At 72.5% G+C, this 23,474-nt stretch carries 22 protein-coding genes; 10 read left to right on the forward strand and 12 right to left on the reverse strand.

Annotation, left to right across the window (positions count from 1 at the left end; genetic code table 11):
• Nucleotides 1-606: 606 nt before the first annotated feature.
• The gene (tyrS, locus tag AB0B76_RS53135) at nucleotides 607-1,875 is read right to left on the reverse strand and encodes a tyrosine--tRNA ligase (protein WP_360392205.1); all 1,269 of its coding nucleotides are present in this window, start codon (nucleotides 1,873-1,875) and stop codon (nucleotides 607-609) included.
• 97 nt (nucleotides 1,876-1,972) lie between these two features.
• Here tyrS and AB0B76_RS53140 point away from each other — a divergent pair, with 97 nt between their 5' ends.
• Genes AB0B76_RS53140 through AB0B76_RS53150 form a run of 3 tightly spaced genes read left to right on the forward strand, consistent with a single transcriptional unit; the run spans nucleotide 1,973 to nucleotide 5,084 of the window.
• On the forward strand, nucleotides 1,973-2,281 hold the full coding sequence (locus AB0B76_RS53140) for an antibiotic biosynthesis monooxygenase (RefSeq protein WP_360392208.1): 309 nt from the start codon (nucleotides 1,973-1,975) through the stop codon (nucleotides 2,279-2,281).
• 2 nt (nucleotides 2,282-2,283) lie between these two features.
• Nucleotides 2,284-4,131: a class I SAM-dependent methyltransferase gene (locus tag AB0B76_RS53145; protein ID WP_360392211.1), complete on the forward strand. Its 1,848-nt coding sequence runs from the start codon at nucleotides 2,284-2,286 to the stop codon at nucleotides 4,129-4,131.
• A 32-nt stretch (nucleotides 4,132-4,163) separates the two neighbouring features.
• The gene (locus AB0B76_RS53150; RefSeq protein WP_360392214.1) at nucleotides 4,164-5,084 is read left to right on the forward strand and encodes an NADP-dependent oxidoreductase; all 921 of its coding nucleotides are present in this window, start codon (nucleotides 4,164-4,166) and stop codon (nucleotides 5,082-5,084) included.
• A gap of 396 nt (nucleotides 5,085-5,480) precedes the next feature.
• Here the strand turns inward: AB0B76_RS53150 and AB0B76_RS53155 are convergent, their stop codons facing one another.
• The gene (locus AB0B76_RS53155) at nucleotides 5,481-6,266 is read right to left on the reverse strand and encodes an SGNH/GDSL hydrolase family protein (protein WP_360392216.1); all 786 of its coding nucleotides are present in this window, start codon (nucleotides 6,264-6,266) and stop codon (nucleotides 5,481-5,483) included.
• Nucleotides 6,263-6,637 carry a helix-turn-helix domain-containing protein gene (locus tag AB0B76_RS53160; protein ID WP_360392219.1) on the reverse strand — a complete coding sequence of 125 codons (375 nt, stop codon included), beginning with the start codon at nucleotides 6,635-6,637 and terminating at the stop codon, nucleotides 6,263-6,265. Before AB0B76_RS53160 ends, AB0B76_RS53155 begins: the two co-directional genes overlap by 4 nt.
• 68 nt (nucleotides 6,638-6,705) lie before the next feature.
• Between AB0B76_RS53160 and AB0B76_RS53165 the strand changes: the two genes are divergently transcribed.
• The gene (locus AB0B76_RS53165; RefSeq protein ID WP_360392222.1) at nucleotides 6,706-7,290 is read left to right on the forward strand and encodes an NAD(P)H-binding protein; all 585 of its coding nucleotides are present in this window, start codon (nucleotides 6,706-6,708) and stop codon (nucleotides 7,288-7,290) included.
• Here AB0B76_RS53165 and AB0B76_RS53170 read toward each other — a convergent pair.
• The 5 genes from AB0B76_RS53170 to AB0B76_RS53190 all read right to left on the reverse strand — a co-directional run bounded on the left by AB0B76_RS53170 (nucleotide 7,287) and on the right by AB0B76_RS53190 (nucleotide 11,089).
• Nucleotides 7,287-8,042, reverse strand: coding sequence for an ABC transporter permease (locus AB0B76_RS53170; protein WP_360392225.1), 756 nt, complete (start codon nucleotides 8,040-8,042; stop codon nucleotides 7,287-7,289). The two genes, AB0B76_RS53165 and AB0B76_RS53170, sit on opposite strands and share 4 nt — an antisense overlap.
• Nucleotides 8,039-8,968, reverse strand: a complete 930-nt coding sequence (locus AB0B76_RS53175; protein WP_360392228.1) for an ATP-binding cassette domain-containing protein — start codon at nucleotides 8,966-8,968, stop codon at nucleotides 8,039-8,041. The genes AB0B76_RS53170 and AB0B76_RS53175 overlap by 4 nt, the downstream gene beginning before the upstream one ends.
• A gap of 142 nt (nucleotides 8,969-9,110) precedes the next feature.
• A complete protein-coding gene (locus AB0B76_RS53180) occupies nucleotides 9,111-9,728 on the reverse strand; it encodes a PadR family transcriptional regulator (RefSeq protein WP_360392231.1) in 618 nt (205 codons plus the stop codon).
• Between the two features lie 108 nt (nucleotides 9,729-9,836).
• Nucleotides 9,837-10,445, reverse strand: coding sequence for a hypothetical protein (locus AB0B76_RS53185; RefSeq protein WP_360392234.1), 609 nt, complete (start codon nucleotides 10,443-10,445; stop codon nucleotides 9,837-9,839).
• An 80-nt stretch (nucleotides 10,446-10,525) separates the two neighbouring features.
• Nucleotides 10,526-11,089: a hypothetical protein gene (locus AB0B76_RS53190; protein ID WP_360392237.1), complete on the reverse strand. Its 564-nt coding sequence runs from the start codon at nucleotides 11,087-11,089 to the stop codon at nucleotides 10,526-10,528.
• 50 nt (nucleotides 11,090-11,139) lie between these two features.
• On the opposite strand from AB0B76_RS53190, the gene AB0B76_RS53195 reads away from it, so the two are divergent.
• Nucleotides 11,140-12,123, forward strand: coding sequence for a hypothetical protein (locus tag AB0B76_RS53195; protein ID WP_360392240.1), 984 nt, complete (start codon nucleotides 11,140-11,142; stop codon nucleotides 12,121-12,123).
• Here the strand turns inward: AB0B76_RS53195 and AB0B76_RS53200 are convergent.
• The gene (locus tag AB0B76_RS53200; protein WP_360392243.1) at nucleotides 12,109-13,026 is read right to left on the reverse strand and encodes an RNA polymerase subunit sigma-70; all 918 of its coding nucleotides are present in this window, start codon (nucleotides 13,024-13,026) and stop codon (nucleotides 12,109-12,111) included. The genes AB0B76_RS53195 and AB0B76_RS53200 overlap by 15 nt on opposite strands.
• A gap of 82 nt (nucleotides 13,027-13,108) precedes the next feature.
• Here AB0B76_RS53200 and AB0B76_RS53205 point away from each other — a divergent pair, with 82 nt between their 5' ends.
• Both AB0B76_RS53205 and recQ read left to right on the forward strand, forming a co-directional pair.
• Nucleotides 13,109-13,465 carry a YciI family protein gene (locus AB0B76_RS53205; RefSeq protein WP_360392246.1) on the forward strand — a complete coding sequence of 119 codons (357 nt, stop codon included), beginning with the start codon at nucleotides 13,109-13,111 and terminating at the stop codon, nucleotides 13,463-13,465.
• Nucleotides 13,466-13,551: 86 nt separating this feature from the next.
• On the forward strand, nucleotides 13,552-15,372 hold the full coding sequence (recQ, locus tag AB0B76_RS53210) for a DNA helicase RecQ (protein WP_360392249.1): 1,821 nt from the start codon (nucleotides 13,552-13,554) through the stop codon (nucleotides 15,370-15,372).
• 141 nt (nucleotides 15,373-15,513) lie between these two features.
• On the opposite strand, the gene AB0B76_RS53215 is transcribed toward recQ, so the two are convergent.
• Entirely contained in the window at nucleotides 15,514-16,338 is an 825-nt protein-coding gene (locus AB0B76_RS53215) for a LysR family transcriptional regulator (protein WP_360392252.1), read from the reverse strand.
• Between the two features lie 90 nt (nucleotides 16,339-16,428).
• On the opposite strand from AB0B76_RS53215, the gene AB0B76_RS53220 reads away from it, so the two are divergent.
• Nucleotides 16,429-17,631, forward strand: coding sequence for an MFS transporter (locus tag AB0B76_RS53220; RefSeq protein WP_360392255.1), 1,203 nt, complete (start codon nucleotides 16,429-16,431; stop codon nucleotides 17,629-17,631).
• Here AB0B76_RS53220 and asnB read toward each other — a convergent pair.
• Complete coding sequence (asnB, locus tag AB0B76_RS53225) at nucleotides 17,624-19,510, reverse strand: asparagine synthase (glutamine-hydrolyzing) (protein WP_360392258.1); 1,887 nt, start codon at nucleotides 19,508-19,510, stop codon at nucleotides 17,624-17,626. The genes AB0B76_RS53220 and asnB overlap by 8 nt on opposite strands.
• 114 nt (nucleotides 19,511-19,624) lie before the next feature.
• Here asnB and AB0B76_RS53230 point away from each other — a divergent pair, with 114 nt between their 5' ends.
• Entirely contained in the window at nucleotides 19,625-21,691 is a 2,067-nt protein-coding gene (locus AB0B76_RS53230) for a transglycosylase domain-containing protein (RefSeq protein ID WP_360392261.1), read from the forward strand.
• On the opposite strand, the gene AB0B76_RS53235 is transcribed toward AB0B76_RS53230, so the two are convergent.
• Nucleotides 21,692-22,477, reverse strand: coding sequence for a C39 family peptidase (locus tag AB0B76_RS53235; protein ID WP_360392264.1), 786 nt, complete (start codon nucleotides 22,475-22,477; stop codon nucleotides 21,692-21,694). It lies immediately after the preceding gene.
• Nucleotides 22,478-22,768: 291 nt separating this feature from the next.
• Between AB0B76_RS53235 and AB0B76_RS53240 the strand changes: the two genes are divergently transcribed.
• A complete protein-coding gene (locus AB0B76_RS53240; RefSeq protein ID WP_360392267.1) occupies nucleotides 22,769-23,467 on the forward strand; it encodes a hypothetical protein in 699 nt (232 codons plus the stop codon).
• Nucleotides 23,468-23,474 lie beyond the last annotated feature (7 nt).

The following is a 23,474-nucleotide window of genomic DNA, read 5'->3' on the forward strand; positions in this document are numbered from 1 at the left end:
CCAAAGAAGCGCGCCCATGCCACGGGGTAAATTTCAATTGGCACTGGCTTAACAAGCACCCTGTTGAGTTCTCAAACAACCAACACACACCGCCGAGCTTCACCGTTTCCGGTGCAGCCCGCCCGGGGCGTTTCTTACCGTTCCAGTCTAGCAGGTCCGCTTTGCTGTGTCAAGTCCGTCTTGCGGTACTTTGTCCAGTTCAGCGCACACACAACAGCTCTTCCGGTTACCCGGTCGAGTGTCGTAGGGTGTCGGCAGGACGTCCGCTGCGGCTCACTTCCATGATCCGCGGTGCTCGTCCGTGTCCCTGCCGAGGAGCTACTTTACCCGCTCCGCGTCCGACATCCAAATCGCGGCTGTCGACCGTATTGCGGGCACGATCGTTTGCCGGTCACCCGGTTCGTGATCGCTTTGGCTTTGGCAGGACGACCGCCGCGGCGCGACTGGCGCTCCGCTATCTCGTCCGTTTCCCTGCCGACCTTCTACATTACCCGGCCTTCCGATCTCCACCAAATCGATCATCCTCTTTGGTGTTGACCGGCGCGCCGGGCGCCTGTAGCGAGGTGAGAAGCTACGCGGCGCCCGGCGCGAGAGTCAAATCGAGGGTCACACGGCGACGAGCTCGACCCCGGCGAACGTGCGCTTTCCCTTGCGCAGCACCAGAAGCCCGCCCGCGAGGGCCCGCTCCGCGGCCACGACCTCCTCGGCGTCGGCGACGCGCTCGTTGTTCACGTACGCCCCACCCTCCGACACCGTGCGCCGCGCCTCGTTGCGGCTGGCGGCCAGCCCGGCCGCGATGAACAGGTCGGCGACCGTCGAGCCGGGCGCCGCCTGGACGAGGCCGGCCTCGCTCAGCGCGGCCCTCAGCGTCGAGGCCGAGAGTTCGCCCAGTGAACCGCGGCCGAACAGCGCCTGGCTCGCGGCGATCACCTGCGCGGTCTCCTCGGGCCCGTGCACGATCTTGGACATCTCCTCGGCGAGGCGCCGCTGCCCGAGCCGGGCGGCCGGGCGTTCGGCGGTCTCCTTCTCGATGGCCTCGATCTCCTCGCGCTCCAGGAACGTGAGCTTGCGCAGCAGGCTGCCGACGACGGCGTCCTCGAGGTTCACGAAGTACTGGTACAGCGCGTAGGGGCTGGTCAGCTCCGCATCCATCCAGAGGCTCCCGCCGCCGGTGGACTTGCCGAGCTTCTCCCCCGCCGAGTTCACCAGCAGCGGCGTGGCCAGGAGGTGTACCGAGTCACCCTCCACGCGATGGATCAGGTCGGTGCCCGCCGTGAGGTTGCCCCACTGGTCGCTGCCGCCGGTCTGCAGACGGCAGCCAAACCTGCGGTACAACTCCAGGAAGTCCATCCCCTGAAGGATCTGGTAACTGAACTCGGTGTAGCTGATCCCGGCATCGGAGTTGAGCCGTGCGCTCACCGCGTCCTTGGTGAGCATCTTGTTGACCCGGAAGTGTTTGCCGATCTCCCGGAGGAAGTCGATCGCCGACATGGACGCGGTCCAGTCGTAGTTGTTGACCATCCGGGCCGCGTTGCTGCCGGTGAAGTCCAGGAACGGCTCGATCTGCCCGCGCAGCTTGTCGACCCACTCCCCGACCTGGTCGCGCGAGTGCAGCTGCCGCTCCGAGGACGGGCGCGGGTCGCCGATCAGGCCGGTCGCGCCGCCGACGAGGGCGAGCGGCCGGTGCCCGGCCAGCTGCAGCCGTCGCACCGTGAGGACCTGGAACAGGTGGCCGATGTGCAGGCTCGGCGCCGTCGGGTCGAACCCGCAGTAATACGTGATCGGCCCCTTCGCCATCTCCTTGCGGAGTTCGTCGAGGTCGGTCGAGAGCGCGATCATGCCGCGCCACTGCAGGTCTTCGAGCACATCGGTCATGCGCGCGATTCTCCCACCAGTACTCGGGCCCGTCCCAACGCATTAGGCCCGGCGAGGGTGAAGGAGTTTTGTCGTACCCGGTCGCTAGGGTTGGGGCATGGCAGTCGTGAAGATCAACGCGATCGAGGTCCCCGAGGGCGCCGGCCCCGAGCTGGAGCGCCGCTTCGGCGCACGCCACGGTGCGGTCGAGGGCGCGCCCGGCTTCCTGGGCTTCGAGCTGCTCCGGCCGACGGCGGGCGAGACGCGCTACTTCGTCTACACCAAATGGGAGTCCGAGGAGCACTTCCAGGCCTGGTCCAACGGCCCGGCCCGCGAGGCGCACGCCGGCGAGCGGGCCCGCCCGGTCGCATCCGGCTCGAGCCTGCTGGAGTTCGAGGTCGTCCAGCACGCGGACCCGCAGGCCTGACCATGGCGCGCTTCGTCCTCTTCCCCGGCCGCCATCACCTGCTGACCCGCTTCCAAGCGGCCTATCTACGCGCCTTGGCGAAGAGCGAAGAGCAGAATTCCGGCTTCGGTACGTCACGAGCCTGCACGATCGTCTGGGCCGTCACCAGCGCCAACCACCAGAACACCAAGCGCAACCCCGTCTCGTACGATCGCCGCGAGGCCGCCATCGAGCGCTTCAGCGTCCAGGAGGGCCTGCGCTCCCTGGTCGTGCCGGTCTTCGACACCGCGCAGACCGACCGCTTCGCCGAGGTCACCCTGAAGAGCGTCGAGTCCGTCCTCGGCCGCCGCCCGACCCCCGCCGACACCGTGGTGGCCTGCTCCACGCCGGAGGTCGCCGCCCTGTATTCCGCCCTCGGCTTCACCATCGCCCCCGTCGAGGCCGACGCCGCCTTCCTGGACCCCGCACTCGAGCCCGACCTGGTCCGCGCCGCATCCGGCGACAACGGCCCCGCCGCCGCCATCTCGGCGCCCGGCGTCGAGGCCATCACCACCACGGCGCCCGGCTCTGGTGCCGTCAACGGGGTGGCGTCCAGCGTCGGAGCCCCGCCGGTCTCCGTCACCACCGCGGCGACAGGCCCCGGAGCCGGCACCACCGCGGCGACAGGCCCCGGAGCCGCCACGATCTCGGCACGCGGCGTCGAGTCCGCCACCTCCCACCTCGGCGCTGTCACTTCCGCGCCCGGCCCGGCCGGCACAGCGCCCGAGCGGCCGTGGGACGTGCTCCTCCGCCTCGCGACCGGCGACCCCTCCTGGCGCGAGCTGGCGCACCCGGCGACGGTGGACGTGTACGACCGCTACCGCCTCGACGAGCAGGTCGCCCTCGTGGTCAACGACCCCGTCGTCGGCGAGGAGGGCGGCCTGACCACGACCCGGGACTACCGCACCTACGCCGAGGCGTTCGAGGCGAGCGCCGAGCGCAAGTGGGACCTCGTGAAACGGCACGTACGCCCGGGCCGGATCGTCGACGTCGGCTGCGGCGCCGGCGCGGTGCTGGCCCTCGCCGACCGCGAGCCGGCCCTGCGCGAGAGCGACCTGATCGGCGTCGAGGTCGCCCGCCACCTCTTCGAGGAGTGCGTGCACCGCAAGGCCCAGGGCTGGTTCGCCAACCCCAACGTGTACTTCTACTGCCGCAACGTCCTCGGCGGCGCCGTCTTCCCGCCGCGCTCGATCGACACCACCCTGACGTTCGCCCTGACCCACGAGATCTGGTCCTACGGCGACCGCATGACATCGCTGCGCGCCTTCGCCGAGGCCATCTACGAACACACCGTCCCCGGCGGCGTCTGGATCAACTCCGATGTGTGCGGCCCGGACAACCGCGCCCGGCGCGTACGCCTGTCCCTCCAGGGCTCCCCGTCGACGCCCGCCCCGCTCGCCTCGCTGGACGGTCTCACCCGGGAAGAGATCGCGGCGCACGTCGAGGCCCTGCCGACCCGCGCACGGCTCGATCGCTTCGCGGCCGACTTCCACTTCCCCTTGCCGTACGCGGACCTCGCCGACCCGGCCGACCCCGGCGCCGTCGAGATCGCCCTGTCCGACGCCATGGAGTTCCTCACCCACAAGGACTACCCGGACAACTGGCTCTCGGAGGCTCACGAGCAGTTCTGCGGCCTCGAGTTCGCCGATTGGAAGGCCCTGCTGACGGACGTCGGCTTCGAGGTCGACCCGGCCTCGCACTCCTGGCGCAACGACTGGATCGTCGAGCACCGCATCCACCCCTACGCCCAACTGTCCACACTGGACGGCCGCCCGCTCGGCTGGCCCGACACCCACGTGCTGCTGGTCGCCCGCCGGCCGCTCAACACCTGACCGCCCGAAGCCACACTTCGAGGGAGCACATCGTGAAGGCGTTGCAGTACTCCGAGTACGGGCCGTCGAGCGTTCTGCACATCGTCGAACGGCCCCAGCCCGAGCCGCCCGCGGGACGGATCCGCATCGCGGTGCGCGCGGTGGGCGTGAACCCGTTCGACTGGAAGGTACGCAACGGCGCGTTCGGCGACACCACCCCGAGCCGCCTGCCGGCCATCCCCCACTCCGACGCGTCCGGCGTGGTCGACGCCGTCGGCGAGGGCGTCGAAGACGTCACAGTCGGCGACGAGGTCTTCGGCATCGCCGTGGGCGGAGCCGCCGCCGAGCACGCCATCCTGCGCGAGTGGATCCCGAAGCCCCCGGCCATGACCTTCGCCGAGGCCGCCGGCCTGCCGAACGTGGTGGAAACGGCCGGCCGCGCCCTCGACCTGCTCGGCCTGGACAAGCCCCAGCCGGCCGACGGCCTCACGGTGGTCGTCAACGGGGCGGCCGGCGGAGTCGGCATCGCGGCGGTGCAGATCGCCCGTGCCCGCGGCGCTAAGGTCATCGGCACGGCCAGCGAGCGCAACCACGAGTTCCTGCGCGAGCTCGGCGCCATCCCGGTGACGTACGGCCCGGGCCTCGCCGACCGCATCCGCGCCCTCGCCCCGAACGGCGTCGACCGGGCCCTGGACACCGCCGGCCGCGGCGCCGTCGCCGAGCTCGTCACGCTCACGCCGACCCCGGCCGACGTGGTGAGCATCGCCGACTTCGACGCCCCGCAGCACGGTGCGCGGGTGACCGACGGGTCGGAGGGCCGCGCGTACGGGACCTTGCGCGAGGCCGCCGTCCTCTACGCCCAGGGCCGCTTCACGATGCCCGTCGAGCGCACGTTCCCGCTGGAGGAGGCCGCGGCGGCGCACGACCTGAGCGAGTCCGGCCACGTCCGGGGCAAGATCGTCATCACCCTCTGACCGCACCCGAACGAGCGCCCGCCGCAGTGGCGGGGCGACGCAACGACCGGCGGCGCGGCCGAGACGTCGGCACGGCCGCACGGCGCCGCAACTGTCACGCGCGCCGAGAGCGCGGCAGGTCAAGAGCGCGGCCCGCCGAGAGCGCGGTGCGTCAGAAGAGCGCCCCGGCGCGAGCGCGGCCGGTCGAGCGCGCAGCCCGCCGAAAGCCCGGCCCGTCAAGAGCGCGGCCCGTCAAGAGCGCGGCCCCGCCGAAAGCACAGCCCGCTGAGCGCGCAGGCGCTGAGCGCGCAGCCCGTCGAAGCACGGCCCGCCGAAAGCGGAGCCCGCCGAAAGCGCGGCCCGCCAAACGCGCAGCCCGCCGAAAGCGCGGCCCGCCAAACGCACGGCGCGGCGGGGTCAGGCCTCCAGCTCGACCGGGGTCGGGGTGGCCCGCTTGCACTCGCGGTTGTCGCCCGAGCTGCGGCCCAGCAGGTGGCGGCCCGCCCACGGGAGCATGTGGCGGCGTATCCAGGCCAGCTCGGCCGTGATCGACTGGTGGCGCGGGCGGCGGACCGGGGGCGGGAGGGACTTGTTCCAGGAGTCGTCGAAGCCGGGGAGGCCCAGGGCGTAGGCGAGGGCGTGGCCGATGCGCTCGTGGCCGGCGCTGTTCGCGTGCAGGCGGTCGTCGCTCCAGAGGCGGGGGTCGGACGCCACCGGGTACGCGCCCAGGTCGAGCAGGATCGCGCCGCTGTCCGCCGTTGTCTTGCGGATCGCCTCGTTCAGGGCCAGGACCCGGCCGCGCAGGGGCTTGGCGATCGGCATCACCGGGGCCGGGTCCGGGAGGGTGAAGGTCAGGACCGTCGTGCCGGACGCGACCAGGGCCTCCTGCATGGCTTGGATGTCGGCCGCGACCGCCGCGACGTCGAAGGAGCCCCGCATGATGTCGTTCATCCCGGCCACGACCGTGGCCAGGTCCGGCTCCAGGGCCAGGGCCGGCGCCAGCTGCTCGGCGCGGATCTTCGGGGCGGTGCGGCCCCGGATGGCCAGGTTCGCGTACTCCAGGGAGTGGCCGGGCTGGGCCCGGGCCACGTGCTCGGCGAAGCGGTCGGCCCAGCCGCGGTAGCCGCCGCGGCCGTCCGGGTCGTCCATGCCCTCCGTGGTGCTGTCGCCTACGGCCACGTAGCGGCGGTACACCCTCGTCATGCCGTGCGCCGCGCGTAGTCGGAGCGGGCCGACTCCAGGGCCGGCAGGTGCTCGGCCGCCCAGGTCCGGCAGGCGTCCATCGCCGGGAAGAGGGTCCGGCCCAGGTCGGTGATGATGTACTCGACGCGGGGCGGGATCTCGTCGTAGGCGGTACGGGTGATCAGGCCGTCGCGCTCCAGGGCGCGCAGGGTCTCCGACAGTACCTTCGACGACACCCGGCGCAGGGGCACGCGCAGCTCGTTGAAGCGGCGGGGCTGGCCGTCGCGCAGGCAGGTCAGGAGCATGCCCGCCCACTTGTCGCCGATCTGGAACGGCGTCGCGGACGAGGGGCAGGCCGGGTCGAACAGGTCCGGCGGCAGCGGTGCGCGCATCCGGATACGGTAACGCGCGCCGCGGTTACGTTGCAGTTACCGAGGTCTCCCGTTCTACGGTCCTGGTCATGACCGATGTAGTGGTGTTCGGAGCGGGTGGGCGGGCCGGTCGTGCGGTCCTGGCGGAGGCGCGGCGGCGCGGGCTGAGCGCCACCGCGGTGGTGCGGGACCCGGCGAAGTACCCGGACCTGGAGAACGCGGTGGCCGGGGACGCCACCGACGCGGAGCTCGTGGCGCGCGCGGCGAAGGGGCACGCAACGGCGATCGTGGCGGTGTACAGCGCGGAGCAGAGCGAGTACGCGAAGGCGACCGGGCGGCTCCTCGAAGGGCTGGAGCGGGCGCGGGTCGGGCGGCTGCTGCTCGTCGGGCTGGCCACCACGCTGGGACCGGTCCCGGACGACTTCCCGGCGGCGTGGCGGCCCTTCGTGGAGGGGCGCGGCGAGGAGCTGGCGGTGCTGGGGCGCTACGACGGGCCGGTCGACTGGGTGGTCCTCACGCCGCCGATGGAGCTGGTGGAGGGGCCCGGCACGCGGTACCGAACCCAGACCCTCGGCGATCCGCTGACCTATGCGGCGCTGGCGGCGGCGCTGCTCGACGAGGCCGCCGAAAACCGCCACCACCGCCGCCAGATCGCAATCTCCGGAGAGGGCTAGACCGAGCGCTGGTAGGCCTTGAAGGTCCGCGTGGACAGCCACAGGAGGACCAGGGCCAGGGCCAGCAGCCCGCCGCCGTACGTCAGGGTGCGGGGCCAGTCCACCGAGCCGGCGAGCGCCGACCGGCAGGTCTGCAGGGCCCAGTTCACCGGGTTGCCCCGCGCCACCGCCTGCATCCACGACGGCATCAGCGCCGGCGTCATGAAGGACGAGGACAGGAACGTCAGCGGCAGCAACAGCAGCGTGTTGAGGCCGATGATGGTCTCGCGCTGGCGGACCAGCATGCCCGCGATGTTGGACAGGGAGCTGAACACCACGCCGAGCAGGGCGCTCGCCGCGACGAGCAGCAGGACGCCGCCGAACGGGTACCGCGCGCCGGCGGCCAGGCCGAGCAGCACGATGGCCACGGCCTGGACGGTGACGCTCAGGGTCTGCTCGACGACCACGGCCTCGAGCACGGCGCCGCGGCGGGCGGGGGTGACGAGGAAGCGGTTCATGGTGCCGCGGTCGATCTCCTCCAGCACGCCCATGCCCGACCACATGCTCGCCGAGACCGCGGTCATGACCACGATGCCGGGCACGAGGTACTCGATGTAGCTGCCGCCGCCGAAGCCGGGCAGGTCCACGATCCGGCGGAACAGGTTGCCGAACAGGAACAGCCAGATCACCGGCTGGATGAGCGTGACGACCAGGAACGCCGGCTGCTGGACGAAGACCTTGAGGCGCCGCCCGGTCAGATATACGAGGTTCACGCCGCCACCTCCAGGCGACGGCCGGCGTGCTTGAGGTACACGTCGTCGAGGCTCGGGCGGGCGACGGTCACCGTGGCGACGGCGATCCCGCGGGCGTCGAGGGCCGCGAGCGCCGCCGGGACCGCGGCCGCCCCGTCGTCGGCGCGCGCGGAGAGGCGCTTGCCGTCCACCGTGAGCTCCCGCAGGCCGGGGAGAGCGCTCAGCGCGGCCGTCGGGAAATCCGAAAGCTCGATGTGTACCGCATCGCCGCGCAGCTCGCCCTTGAGCCGGTCCGGGGTCCCCTCGGCGACCACCCGCCCGCCGTCGACGATGACGAGCCGGTCGGCGAGGCGGTCGGCCTCGTCGAGGTAGTGGGTGGTGAGCAGGATCGCCATCCCGCGCAGCCCCTTGATCTCGCTCCACAGGGCGGCGCGGCCCTCCGGGTCCAGTCCGGTCGTCGGCTCGTCGAGAAAGAGCACCTCCGGCCGGTGTACCAGGCCCAGGGCGACGTCAAGCCGGCGCTGCATGCCACCGGACCAGTCGCGGGTGCGCCGGTCCGCCGCTTCCGTGAGGTCGAAACGCTCCAGCAGCTCGCCGACGCGGCGGCGCAGGTCCGGGCCGCGCAGGCCGAACAGGTGGCCCTGCAGGGTGAGGTTGTCGCGCCCGGACGCGGCCGGGTCGAGCCCGGAGCGCTGGGCGACGACGCCGATCGCGGCGCGGACCCGGCGCGGGTCGCGGGCCACGTCGTGCCCCATGACCTCGGCCTGGCCGGAGTCGGCGCGGGCGAGCGTGGTGAGGATCTTGACGGTGGTGGACTTGCCGGCGCCGTTGGGGCCGAGCAGGCCGACGATCTCGCCCGGCTCGACGGTGAGCGACAGGCGGTCGAGGGCGCGCACGCCCTTGGGGTAGGTCTTGACGAGGTCCCGGGCCAGGACGGCAGCGGGCATGACGGTCTCCCGTTCGGTAGGACCGGCCGCGCGGGTTCGCTATCCTGGCGTTGCAGACACCAAAGACCGGATTCGTTCCCGCGAGGTCGGTTGAGGTCGTTTCCCGGGTCGTGGTGTTCCAGCACCACGGCCCGGTCTTCTGTCAGTTCTCCTGGCGTTCCCGCGCCAGGCGTTCGTGCTCCCCGCGCCACATGTCCATGCCGGAGAGGGTGCCGCCTTCGATCTCGGCGACCAGGCCGCGGACCCACTCGGCCTCGGCCCGCAGCAGGACCAGGCCGAACTCGGCCTCGACGGTGAAGATCCGCGGGACGATGCCGTCGGAGGCCCGCAGCGACGCCTCCTCGGCGGCGATCTGGTGGCCGAGGATCTCCGCGCGCTTGCGCAGCAGGTAGGCGGCCTCGTCGGGCGGCAGCACGCCGAGCACGGACAGGGCCGCGCGCAGCTTCGGGTACTCCCGCTCGGGCACGCCGACCAGCTCGCGCATCCAGTTGACGCACTCGTCGCGGCCGGCCTCGGTGATCGAGTACACGGTCCGCTCCGGGCGCCGGCCCTCGCGGCTGGTTCCAGCCGCCGCGATGAAGCCGTGCTTCTCCAGGTTGCCGACCACGGTGTAGAGCGAGCCCCACTGGATCTTGAGGTCCTGCTCCTTGCCGCGGCCGCGCATCTCGGCGGCGATCTCGTACGGGTGCATGGGGCGCTCGTAGAGCGTCGTCAGCACGTGCAGGGCAAGCAGGTTGCCGACCTTGCGCCGCGCGGCCATGGTCCACCCCCGCTCTGCTCGCACACGGATACTCGCCGACGAGTATAGGCGAATACTCGTCGGCGAGTAAAGGGAGCTAGGCGAGCCGAGTGGGCGAATACAGGACAGCTACGACGACGCGGCGAACGCCTCGAACTGCTCGGCCACCCGGCCGAGGTCGTCCTGCTCGCTGGACGAGCCGTCCGTGGTCGAGACCCGCCAGCGCCGCTGGGCCGGCACGAAGGCGACCCGGATCGAGGCGCCGTCCTCCCGCCACAGTTCCGCGGTGGTGTTGTCCTCGTCGAGCCGGCCGATGAAGTCGCGGATGTCGTCGCCGGTGGGGTGATGGGCCAGCGAGCCGTCCTCCGTCGTCAGCCTCGGCACCGGTACGCGCAGCAGCCGCCGCGGCTGCCACAGCGCCGCGGGCTGATGGCGCCCGGGCCGCTGGAAACACAGCAGCTCGCACTCGTCGGCCAGCTTGTGGATGAAGTGCAGGGTCTCGGCGGGCGCGTCGGCGGGCAGCGTCAGCAGCACGTGCGTGCTCGCGCCGACGACCGGCTCCGCCCACTGCGCCGGATCGACGCCCTCGCGCACCTCACGGTCGAAGCGCTCGATGCCGGGATCGACGATCGCCCATTCCGAGTCGCCCCGCCGCAACGCCTCGTACCGGTCGACGCCCTGCTCAACCGTGATCGGTCGGGCTTCATACCAGACACCAGCCTCGATCAACTCCGCCATGGAAGACCAACCTACGGAACCCGTAGAAACCGGCGCAACTCCGCCACGCTGCGTGCCGAATCCATCACCTGTTCATCGTTTTACCCTTGGTGATCGTCACCGTGCGCTATGTGCCGCTCGGCCACCATCTCGACCAGCCCGCCGGCCGCGTGCGTGGTGATGACGAGCGGCCCGCCCGTATCGCCTGGCAGTTCGAGGGTCACCGCGGTGAGCGGGAGCACGGCGACCCGCCCGTGGCTGGTCAGCCGTCCGGCGGGCTCGGCCCGCGCGGCCGCGATGTCGGACCAGAGGACCGTCACGGACGGGTGACGCCGGGGCGAGAGCCGGCGCGGGCGCAGCGTGAGACCGTCGTCACCAGCGGTGACGACGACCGGCATACCGCCACCGAGCAGCAGCGCGAACCCGGTGCCGAGCTCCCAGATGAGGACCGCGCGCTCCAGCGGGATTCGACCCGACCACCATTGCGCGCCCGACGCGTGCGCGGCGCGCTGCCGCTCCCGCGCCCACCACTGGGCGAGGAGCACGGGTCCGATCGCGGCCGCGGCGAGGCCCGCGAAGGCCAACGCGGCGGGCCAGCGCCCGAGGAGGGGCAGCCCCACCGGTACCGCGGCGGCGAGCCCGAGCCACCAGCCGCGTCGCCGCACCGAGTCAACGCTACGCGTGAGTCTGGGCCGATGACCGGGCATGATGGGGCATGCCCTCAGCGCGCCCGCTCCGGCTGCTCCTCGTGGCCGCGATCGCCGCCCTCACCCTCGCCGCCGCCGGCTGCGGCGACAAGGCGGACCCGCCGACCGGGTCGGCACAGTTCGCCGCGGCGTCGGCGGCCGCGTCCGCCGCCCCGCCGCCGTCCAGCGCCCCCGCGGCCGCGCCCACGAGCGCCGGCCCGGTCGCGATCCCGGCCGGCGTCACCGCGGGCATCGTGATCTACGACCGGCAGGCCAAGGCGTACGTGCTGCAGCAGAAGGCGAGCTGGCGGTTCCGCTCGGCCTCGCTGGTCAAGCTGCTCATCGCGCTGGACTACTTCTGGAACAAGGGCCCGTCCTACACGGTGCCGGCCGCCGACCAGCCCCAGCTCCAGGTGATGCTGCGCAGCAGCGACGACGCCGCCGCGACCGGGCTGTGGAAGGCCAACGGCCAGCGGGAGATCGTCGAGCGCATGGTCCAGCGGCTCGGCCTGCAGGACACGGCGCCCCCGCCGGTGAGCCAGCCCGGGTTCTGGGGCTACACGGCGGTCAGCGCGGGCGACCTGGTGCGGGTGTACCAGTACATCCTGGACAAGGCGCCCCAGCCGGTGCGCGAGTTCATCATGGGCAACCTGCACCAGACCACGAAGTGCGGTACCGACCACTACGACCAGTCGTTCGGCATCCCGAGCACCTTCAAGGCGCCCCGCGCGGCCAAGCAGGGCTGGTCGGGCTTCGGCGACGATCCGGCGACCCCGTGCGCGGCCGCCGCCGACTACACGGCCGGCGCCCAGTTCGTACCGGCGGCCGGCGGCACGAACCCGCCCGACATGATGGGCGAGGTGCTGCACACCACGGGCACCGTGGGCGAGAACGACCGGTACATCGTCGCCGTGCTCTCGGTACACCCGGACGGTTCGCAGTTTTCGAAGGCCGCCGCCAACCTCACCAAGATCACGAAGGCGCTGCCCCTGCCCGCGTCAACGAAGCTCTGAGGGCAGGCCGAACTGCTCGAAGAGGCTCGGGTCGAACGTGGTGAACTCGGCGACCCGGCCACCGGCCATGCGGATCACGTCGAGCTTGAACGCGCGGAACGCGGTGCCGCCCGGCTCCCGCAGGTAGCTCGCGGTCGCCGGGAGCCGGTTGGCGCTCGTCGGCAGCAGCCGCCAGTCGCCCATGCTCGGCGGGCCGAACGCCCGGTGCAGCAGCGGGAGGAACTCGGCCAGCCCGTTGTACTCGGCCGGGAGCGGCGGCATCGTGACGCGCACGTCCTCGCGCAGCAGTTCCACCGTCGCGCGCACGTCGGCGGCGTCGTGCGCGGCGATGAGCCGCTCCAGCAGCGCCCGCTCGTCGCCGGTCGGCGCGGCGGGCATCGCGTCGCGCTCGGGCGCCGTCTTGAGCGTCGCCCGGGCGCGCTGGAGGGCGCTGTTCGCCGCCGGTACCGTCAGCTCGAGCGCCTCCGCCGTCTGCGCCGCCGACCACTCGAGCACGTCGCGCAGCAGCAGCACCGCGCGCTGGCGGGCCGGCAGCAGCTGGATCGCGGTCAGGTAGGCCAGCTCGATGGTCTCGCGGGCGACCACGACCGCGTCGGGCTGCTCGTCGGGCGGGGCGATCTGGTCGAGGAGCCGGTCCGGGTACGGCTGCAGCCACGACACCTCCGCCCCGGCCGACGGCGGGCGGCGGTTGCTGCGGCGGATCGCGTCGAGGCACGCGTTCGTGGCGATCTTGTAGAGCCAGGCCCGCGGGTTGGTGCCCGGCTCGAACGCGTCGCGGTGCTTCCACGCCCGCAGAAACGTCTCCTGTACCGCGTCGTCGGCGTCGGTGAACGAGGCGAGCATGCGGTAGCAGTGCACGTGCAGCTCCCGGCGGTGGCGGTCGAACAGGTCCGGGAAGTCCACGCGCCCAACGTACCGGTTCGTGTAGAGACGGACGGGACGGCTCCGACCACCCGGTGACATCCGCCTGAGAGGAAACATTGCGATGAAGTACCTGCTGCTGATCCACATGAACCCCGACGTGTGGTCGACGCTCACCCAGGCCGACATCGACGAGGTGATGGCCGGGCACGAGCAGTTCATCAAGACCATCACCGAGTCCGGGGAGCTGATCCGCACCGATGCGCTCGGCCAGCCGGACGAGAGCGCGGTCGTGCGGGTGCGCTCCGGCGCGCCGGCGGTCACCGACGGGCCCTACGTCGAGGCCAAGGAGTTCCTGGCCGGGTTCTACCTCGTCGAGTGCGAGTCCAAGGAGCGCGCGTGCGAGCTGGCCGCGATGATCCCGGACGCGAAGTGGAACGCGATCGAGGTACGCCCGATCGTGCACACCCAGGAGAAGTAACCCGGCGTGTTCGGGCGGTGGCCGATCCGTCACCGGGCCGATCGGCCGCCGCCGTTCTGTCGGTGGGGTTCCGTAGAATCGCCGCCATGGAGAGCGCACTCGATGTTCTACGCAGGGTGTTCGGTTACGACGCGTTCCGGGGCAGCCAGCAGGAGATCATCGAGCACGTGATCGCGGGCGGTGACGCCCTCGTCCTGATGCCGACCGGCGGCGGCAAGTCGCTGTGCTACCAGATCCCGGCGCTCGTCCGGCCGGGCACGGCGGTGGTGATCTCCCCGCTCATCGCGCTCATGCAGAACCAGGTCGACACCCTGCGGGAGCTCGGCGTACGGGCCGGGTTCGTCAACTCCACCCTCGACTTCGACACCCGCCGCACCGTCGAGGCCGAGTTCGCCGGCGGGGAGCTCGACCTGCTGTATCTCGCGCCCGAGGCCCTCGCCTCCGCCGGCACCATGCGGCTGCTGGAGCGCGGCCGGATCGGGCTGTTCGCGATCGACGAGGCGCACTGCGTGTCGCAGTGGGGCCACGACTTCCGCCCCGACTACCTCAACCTGTCGATGCTGCACGAGCGCTGGCCCGACGTGCCGCGCATCGCGCTGACCGCGACCGCGACGAGCGCCACCCACAAGGAGATCGCGACCCGGCTCGGGCTCGACGGGGCCCGGCACTTCGTGTCGAGCTTCGACCGGCCCAACATCCAGTACCGCATCGTCGCCAAGCAGGACCCGCGGCGGCAGCTGCTGGAGTTCCTGCGCGGGGAGCACCGCGGCGAGGCCGGCATCGTCTACTGCCTGTCCCGCAACTCGGTCGAGAAGATCGCCGACTTCCTCAAGGACAACGGCATCGCGGCGCTGCCCTACCACGCCGGACTCGACGCCCGGACCCGCGCCACCAACCAGGACCGGTTCCTGCGCGAGGACGGCCTGGTCATGGTCGCGACCATCGCGTTCGGGATGGGCATCGACAAGCCTGACGTCCGCTTCGTGGCCCACTTCGACCTGCCGAAGTCCATCGAGGGCTACTACCAGGAGACCGGCCGCGCCGGCCGCGACGGGGAGCCGTCGGTGGCCTGGCTCGCCTACGGCCTGCAGGACGTCGTGCAGCAGCGCAAGATGATCGACACCTCGGAGGGCGACGCGGCCCACCGGCGCAACCTCGGCCAGCACCTCGACGCGATGCTCGCGCTGTGCGAGACGGTCGAGTGCCGGCGCGGGCAGCTGCTGGCGTACTTCGGGCAGGAGCTCGGCAAGCCCTGCGACAACTGCGACACCTGCCTGGCCCCGCCCGAGTCGTGGGACGGCACGATCGCGGCGCAGAAGCTGCTCTCGACCGTGTACCGGCTGGATCGGGAGCGCGGCCAGAAGTTCGGCGCGGGCCAGTGCATCGACATCCTCACGGGCAAGAAGACCGACAAGGTCGTGCAGTGGCACCACGACGAGCTGAGCGTCTTCGGCGTCGGCACCGACCTGCGCGACAACGAGTGGCGCGCGGTGATCCGCCAGCTGCTCGCCCAGCGCCTGCTGTCGGTCGAGGGCGACTACGGCACCCTGGTGCTGACCGAGAACAGCGCCGAGGTGCTGGGCCGCCGCCGCACGGTGATGATGCGCCGCGAGCCGGAGCGCGCCGTCTCGGCCGCGAAGACCGCGAAGGCCTCGCGCCAGAACGCCGCGGCGGCGCTGCCCAAGGAGTCGGTCGGGGTCTTCGAGCACCTGCGGGCCTGGCGCGCGGCGACGGCCAAGGAACAGTCGGTCCCGGCCTACGTGATCTTCCACGACGCGACGCTGCGGCAGATCGCCACGGATCGGCCGAGGACGCTGTCGGAGTTGTCGGGCGTCAGCGGGGTCGGGGAGAACAAGCTGGCCAAGTTCGGGCAGCAGATCCTGGATGCGCTCGCCGAGCTGGACTGAGATCCACCTTCTTGCTTTCTTTTTCCGGGGGGGCCGGGGGGAAGGTGTCTCTGAAAAGCGCCGCGGCCTTGAGTAGTGGTTGCGGTTCGACGGGCCGTTGCACGAGGGACCGCTCCGACCACGAAGACCCGGGGCCGCGGCTCAGATTGTGCGGCGCAGGGCGGCCTCCACGGCGTCGACCAGCTGGTCGCCCTCCGTCCGTGGGTGCCGGGCGAGGCCGAGCTCGGCGTCCGGCAGCGTGGGCAGGGCGTCCACGTCGTGGCCGGCCAGGGCCGGCTCCAGGTTCGCGGGCATGAGCGCCGCCACGCCGAGACCGGCCCGCACCGCGGCGAGCACGCCGAGGAGGCTGTTGCTCTCGAACGCCACCCGCCAGCGCCGGCCGGCGCGTTCGAGGGTCTCCAGCACCGCCGTCCGCCAGAAGCACGGGTCGGAGAACAGCACCACCGGCAGCGGGTCGGCCGCCACGTCCACCCCGGGGCCGATCGCCCAGACGAGCGGGCGGCGGACCGTCCAGCGGGGCGGCGCGGGAAGGTACGGCACCTCGTCGAGCACGAGCTGGACCCGGCCCGCGTCGTAGGCCTGGCGCATCGCGGCGCTGGTGAAGGTGAGCACCTCCAGCGTCGCGCCCGGGTGCAGGCCGGCCAGGTCGGCCAGGGCCTGGGCGAGCTGGGTCGCGGCCAGGTCCTCGAGCAGCCCGACGCCGCAGCGGCCGGTCAGCGCGCGGCCGGCCTCGGTGAGGGCCTGGGCCGAGAGCGACAGGATGCGTTCGGCGTAGGGCAGGAGCTCCTCCCCCGCCCGGGTCGGCCGGACGCCGGAGGAGGACCGGTGGAGCAGGGGGCGGCCGACGATGCCCTCGAGCTTGCGCAGCTGCTGGCTCAGCGCGGGCTGGGTGTGGCCGAGCGCGGTCGCGGCCCGGCTGATGCTGCCCGCGCGCACGGCGGTGACGAACGACCGCAGGAGCGCCATGTCGAGATCCCTGGGCATAAGTAGTCATTATGCCCGGTCCAAGAAGCTGGCCAGTTCCTATGGCGGGCGGGTTGATCTAGCGTCGGGCCGGTGAGCCGATACCGCGAGGTACTCGCCGTGCCCGGGATGGCCGTCCTGCTCGCCGTCTCGCTGCTCGCCCGGGTCGCGATCACGGCCGTCGTGATGGCGCTGACGCTGCACGTCGTGCTCCGGCTGGGTCTGAGCTACGCGGCCGCGGGCGGTGTCGCGGCCGCGCTGACCGCCGGCCTGGCGCTGGGCGGGCCGCTGCTCGGCCGCCTGCTCGACCGGCGCGGCGTGCGCGCCGTGCTGCTGGTCACCGTGGTCGCGCAGGTGGTGTTCTGGCTGAGCGTGCCGGTGCTGCCGTACGCGGTCCTGCTGGGCGCCGCCGCCGTCGCGGGCCTGCTGATGGTGCCGGCGCAGTCGGTGACCAGGCAGGCGATCGCCGCGATGACGACCGTCACGCAGCGCCGGCCCGCGTTCGCGCTGGAGTCCGTGCAGGGCGAGCTGTCGTACATGGCCGGCCCGGCGATCGTGGTCCTGTGCGCGGCGCAGACGTCGCCCGGCGCGGTCGCGTGGGGGGTCGGCGCCGCGATCGTGGCCGGCGCGGCCGGGATCGCCTGGCTCGACCCGCCGCTGCGGACGCCGGACGAGGCGGCGGCCGGCGGGGACGGTCCCCCGCGCCGGCAGTGGCTGGGCGCCGGCATGGTCGCCGTGCTCACGATGGCCTTCGGCGCCACGGCGCTGCTCAGCGGACTCGACATCGCCATCGTCGCCACCCTCCGGGCGGCCGGTCAGGTGCCGTGGGCCGCCGTGGTGATGGCCGTGTCGGGCCTGGCCTCTATCTGTGGCGGGCTGCTGTACGGCGCCTGGTCCCGGCCCCTGCCCACGTGGCTGCTGCTCGGGCTGCTGGGGCTGCTGACGCTCCCGGCCGGGCTGGCCCGCGACTGGCGCTGGCTGTGCGTGGCCGTGGTCGGCGCCGGGCTCCTGACCGCGCCGACCCTCACCACGATGGTCGACGCGATGAGCCGGCTCGCCCCCGTCGGCGTGCGGGGCGAGGCGACCGGGCTGCTGTCGACGGCGCTGAGCGCCGGCTTCGCGCTCGGATCCCCGCTCGCCGGGCTGGCGATCGACCATGCGGAGCCGGGCGCCGGCTTCGCGGCGTCCGGGCTGGCCGCCCTCGCCGCCGCACTGGCCGGTTTCCTGCTGTCCCGCCGCCAGGCGCCGCGGAAAGTGGACGGCCCGCGCGAAAGCAGACGGCCCGCGCTCAAATAGACGGCACGGTCCGCGGGGCGGTGCGCGCCGGCATCACGCCGTCCACGAAGATGCTGTGCCACAGGCAGAAGCTCAGCACGATCCAGAGCTTGCGCGCGTGGTCGGCCTGCCCGCGTTCGTGCTCCTTCAGCAGGTCGTGGGCGTAGTCCAGGTCGAGGAGGGTCTTCGCGCCCGACGTGGACAGCACATGGTGCGCCCACTCGTTCAGGTCGGTGCGCAGCCAGGCCTTCGCGGGCGTCGGGAACCCTAGCTTCGGGCGGTCCCGCACGAACGAGGGGACGATGCCGTCGACCGCCTGGCGCAGCGCGTACTTCGTGGTGCGGCCCTTGCGCGGCAGCTTGAGGTGCGGCGGCAGCGTCGAGAGGACGTCGAAGACGCGGCGGTCCAGATACGGGACGCGCAGCTCCAGCGAGTGCGCCATCGACATGCGGTCGGCCTTGGTCAGGATGTCGCCGGGCAGCCAGGTGTTCAGGTCGATGTGCTGCATGGTCGTCAGCGGGTCCAGGTCCGGCACCTCGGCGTACAGCGGGGCGGTCACGTGCTGGTGGCCGACCGCGGGCGCGCCGCGCAGAAGCCGGGACCGTTCGGCGTCGGAGAGGACGCGGGCATTGCCGAAGTACCGCTGCCGCATCGGGGTTGTCGCCCGCTCCAGGTAGCTCTTGCCGCGCATCCCCTCCGGCATGGCCCGGGCCACCCGGCGCAGGGCTCGGCGGATCGCCGGACCGCGGTCGGAGACGGCCGCGAGGGACTGCGGCTCGCGGTAGATCGTGTAGCCGCCGGCCAGCTCATCGGCGCCCTCGCCGGAGAGGACCACGGTGACGTGCTGGGCGGCGGTGCGGCAGAGGAAGTACAGCGGCACGATCGACGGGTCGGCGACCGGGTCACCCAGGTGCCAGACGATGCGGGGCAGCGCCTCAATGACGTCGGCGGGGCGCACGACCGACGGGATGAGCTCCACGCCGAGCTCCTGGGCCGAGCGCTCGGCGATCTCCAGCTCGTCGTGGCCCGACTCGAACGCGGCGGTGAACGCCTGCAGGTGCGGGTGGTGCTCGGCGGCCAGGGCGACGATCGCGGTCGAGTCGACGCCGCTGGACAGGAACGTGCCCACCGGGACGTCGGCGCGCATGTGCGCCTTGACGCTGTCGCGCAGGGCCGCGCGGAGGTCGGCGACGACGGCGGCCTCCTCGGCGGCCGGGTCGGGGCGGAAGGCGGGGCGGGCGTAGCGGCGGACCGTCGGGGCGCGGCCGAGCTCCTTGGTGAGCAGGGCGCCGGGGGGCAGGCGCGCGATGTCGCGGTGCAGGGTGTACGGCTCGGGGACGTACTGCATCGTGAGGTACAGCGACAACGCCGTGGGATCGAGGTCCTCGGCCGCGCAGTCCAGCAGCGGCGCCTTCTCGCTCGACAGCCACACGCCGTCGCGGGTCACGAGGTAGTACAGCGGCTTGATCCCGAACGGATCGCGCGCCGCGTAGATCGTGTCGTTCTCCGCGTCCCAGAGCGCGAAGGCGAACATCCCGCGCAGCCGGTCCAGCGCCGCCTCGCCCCAGTAGTGGAACGCGGCCGCGACCACCTCGGCGTCGCCGTCGGTCGCGAACGTCGCCCCGTGCTCGTTGATGAGCTCCGCGCGCAGCGACTCGAAGTTGTAGATCTCGCCGTTGAAGACCAGCGTCCAGCGATCGGCGTAGCGCAGCGGCTGCCGGCTGCCCTGCCGGTCGATGACGGCGAGCCGGCGGAACCCGGCGGCGGTGCCGGGGCCGACCCGCGCGAGGGCCATGTCATCGGGGCCCCGGTGCTCGAGGAGGCCGAGCCGGCGCTCCATCGCGCCGAGGGTCTCCGCGGTGATGATGTCGTTGCCGGTGTACATCAGGAAGCCGCACATGCCACTCAGCCGAACACCGCCCGGGCACCGCGACAGGTGGATGCCTGGCCGCCCATCCGAATCTTGCTACCACGGGTGAGGTACGTCCTTCGCGGCGCCGGGTAGCCGCGCGCCATGCACCGACTGCTCAAGGTTTTGCGACTGCTCCTGTGCGGCGTGCTCGGCGGTGCGGTGCTCGCGGCCGCGGCTCTCCCCCTCGCGATCACCGCCGGCGGCGCGGCCAAGGCCGGCGGCGACACGTGGGAGTCGCTGCCGACGGACGTGGCCATGCCCCGGCCCGCGCAGACGTCGTACGTGTTCGCCAGCGACGGCAAGACGCTCATCACCGCGTTCTACGACGAGAACCGGCGCGACGTCCCGCTGGACGAGGTGGCGCCGGCGCTGCGCGAAGCGGTCGTCGCGGCCGAGGACACGCGCTTCTACCAGCACCACGGTGTCGACATCCGCGGCGTGGCGCGCGCATTCGTGTCCAACAGCCGCGGCGGCGCGCAGCAGGGGGCGTCGACGCTGACCATGCAGTACGTGCGCAACGTGCTCAAGAACGACCCCGGCCTCACCCCGCAGCAGCACCTCGACGCCCTGTCCGACACGCCGACGCGCAAGCTGCGCGAGATGCGGTACGCACAGGGCCTGGAGAAGAAGCTCTCCAAGAACGAGATCCTGGAGCGGTACCTCAACATCGCGTACTTCGGCGCGGGCGCCTACGGCATCGCGGCGGCGGCGCAGACGTACTTCGGCAAGGCCCCGGCCGACCTGGCCCTGCCGGAGGCCGCGCTGCTGGCCGGCCTGCTGCAGTCGCCGGACGCGGACAACCCGATCAGCGGCGACCGCACCGCGGCGCTGAACCGGCGCGCGTACACCCTCGACGCGATGGTGAAGATGCACAGCACCACGGCCGCGGCGGCCGCCGAGGCGACGGCGGCGGAGCTGCGCCTGACCGAGCTGCGCCCGCCCAACGACTGCGCCTCGGTCGCCCCGGAGCACAACGACTGGGGCTTCTTCTGCGACTACTTCCGCCAGTGGTGGAACTCCCGGCCCGAGTTCGGCACGACGCCGACCGAGCGCGACGAGCGGCTGCGCACGGGCGGCTACAACATCGTCACCTCGCTCGATCCCGGCGTGCAGGCGGCGGCGCTCGGCCAGTCGCTCGGCGTGTACGGGTACGGCAGCGCGCGCTCGCTCCCCCTGGCCGTGGTGACCCCGGGCACCGGCCGGGTGCTGGCGCTGGCGGTGAACCGGCACTTCAGCCTGGCGCCGGGCCGCTCGAACACGGTCAACCAGCTCATCGCGGGCGGCACGGGCGTGTCCGGGTACCAGGCCGGCTCGACGTTCAAGATGTTCACGATGCTGGCGGCACTGGACGCGGGGATGCCGCTGAGCACCCGCTTCAAGGCCCCGAGCCGCCTGGCGAGCATCTGGCCGGACGCCGGGCCGGGCAGCTGCGGCGGCCGCTGGTGCCCCGGCAACGACAGCCCCTCGTGGATGGACGGCGACCGCACGATGTGGAACGCGTTCGGCCGCTCGGTGAACACGTACTTCGTGTGGCTCGAACAGCAGGTCGGCGCCCGCCGCGTGGTGGAGATGGCCCAGCGCCTCGGCATCACGTTCCGCGGCCCGCAGGACCAGACGATGGCCGGCAAGGCCGACCAGTGGGGCTCGTTCACCCTGGGCGTGGCGTCGACGACCCCGCTGGACCTGGCCAACGCGTACGCGGCGGTGGCCGCGGGCGGCGTGTACTGCGAGCCGCTGCCGGTCCTGTCCATCACCGACCCGGACGGCCAGGTGCTGGACGCCGGCTCCCCGCGGTGCCGCCAGGTCGTCGAGCCGGACGTGGCCGCGGCGGCCGCGGACGCCGCGCGGTGCCCGGTGGGCAAGGGCTCGGCCTACGGCAAGTGCGACGGCGGTACCGCGGAGAACGTCTCCTCGATGCTGGCCGGCCACCCGGTGGCCGGCAAGACGGGCAGCTCGGAGTACAACGCGACGGAGACCTTCGCGGGCTTCACCCCGCAGGTCGCGGCGGCCGGGATCGCGGTCAACGCCGACAGCCCGAACGACCGCGTCGGCTCGGGCGTGTCGAGCGCCGTGAACCAGGCCGTGGCCCAGACGATGGCGGCCGCGCTGCGGGGCAAGCCGGCCCTGCCCTTCCCGGCGCCGTCGCGGGCCCGGGCCCTCGGTTCGTGATCAGGCCGCGTAGCCGCGCAGGGCGATCCAGTCCGCCATCTTCTTGACGCTCAGCGTGTAGGAGCCCACGCCCAGCGCGTCCGCCGGGTCGGCGATCTTCACCGTGTCGCCGCCGTTGTGGTACCCGACGATCGTCAGGTAGTGCCCGCCCGGGTACGCGTGGGCGTGGCCGCCGTCGTCCACTGTGGACCCCGCGATGTTCGCGACCACCGCGTAGCCGTGGCCGACCGCGTTCACGACCGACCGCTTCAGCTCCTCGACGTCCTCGGCCGACGCCGACTGGCCGGGGATGAAGTGCGCGGAGTAGAAGCCGCCGCCGGTGTACGCGTTCAGGGCCCGCACCGTGTCCTGCGACGAGTTGGTGCCGTTCACGGTCGTGCCCAGGGACTGGGCGACCTGTGACTGCGACGGGAACAGGTTGCGCGCGGTGAGCGCGATCCGGGTGGCCGCGGGGCCGCAGTAGTAGAAGTTCTCCTGCCAGGCGAACTGGTACGGCAGCTCGAGGTCGGCCGCGGCCACGACCGCCGGCGCCGCGCTGCTCGGGGCGGGGCTGCTCGGGGTCCGACCGGGTTCGGGGCGTTTGCCGCGGCTGGCCGCCGCGTCGGTCTGCCGCGGGGCGGCGGACGGCTCGGCCGCGGCCGCCGGAGTCGCGATCGTGTCCGACGGGGCGACGGTCACGACACCGAGGCCGGCCGCGAGCGCGAGGACCGCCGACGCCGCCGCGACCGGCAGCCGCGGCCGGCCGAGGTCGGTTCGGCTGTGGCGGGGCCGGTAGAGGTACGACACGAATCGGACGCTAAACGCGCACTTCAGCGGCCATTTCACCCCCCGGGTGATTCGGCCACCGGGACGGTCGCCGGGGTCAGGGCGGCCTCGGCGCAGCTGGCCCGGGCGCCGATTTTCATGCCCGGAACCACCCCCGTCTCACCCCGGTCCTAGTCTCGCCGCATGTTCGCCGGCGACGACGAAAACCAGCAGCTCACGAGCGGTCCCCGCCATCTGCGGGGCCGACGCTTCCGCCATGCAACACCGTTCGGTCTTCCCGCCGTGAAGCCGAAAGTGCCACAGCCGTCGGCCGTGACACTCAAGCCGTTCTGGGAACGGAACATCCTGCCGCAGAAGGCGCTCGTCGCGGTCGCGGCCCTCGCGCTCGCGCTGGCCTTCGCCCCCACCGACCGGCCCGCCGCGACCCCGGGCCGCAACGCCGCCCAGGTCGAGGCGGCCGCCGGCCCCGAGCGCTCCGAGCCGGGCGTGGCCTCCCGCAGCAAGCAGCGCACCGAGACCAAGACCGAGACCGCGTCCGCGACGCCGGCCGCGCCCACCCCGGCCAAGACCGGCCCGACGATCGCGGAGCCGGTCGGCGGGCTCAGCCGCGCCGAGATGGACAACGCCATCGCGATCGTCGACGTGGCCAAGCGCGAGAACCTGCCCAAGCGCGCGGCAATCGTGGCGCTCGCGACCGCGCTGCAGGAGAGCCACCTGCGCAACCTGGCCAACGGCAACCTGCCGCAGTCGCTGAACCACCCCAACCAGGGCGTCGGCTACGACTACGACTCCGTCGGGCTCTTCCAGCAGCGCCCGAACTGGGGCGCCATCGACCAGCTCATGGACCCGCACGAGTCCGCGCGGCGCTTCTACGCGGCGCTCACCCGCATCCCGGGCTGGGGCGACTACCGGGTAACGGTCGCGGCCCAGATGGTGCAGGGCTCGGCCTTCCCGGACGCGTACGCCAAGTGGGAGGGCCTGGCCACCCAGATCGCCGACGCCACGATGTAAACCCCGA

This window comes from Dactylosporangium sp. NPDC049140 (genome assembly GCF_040648435.1).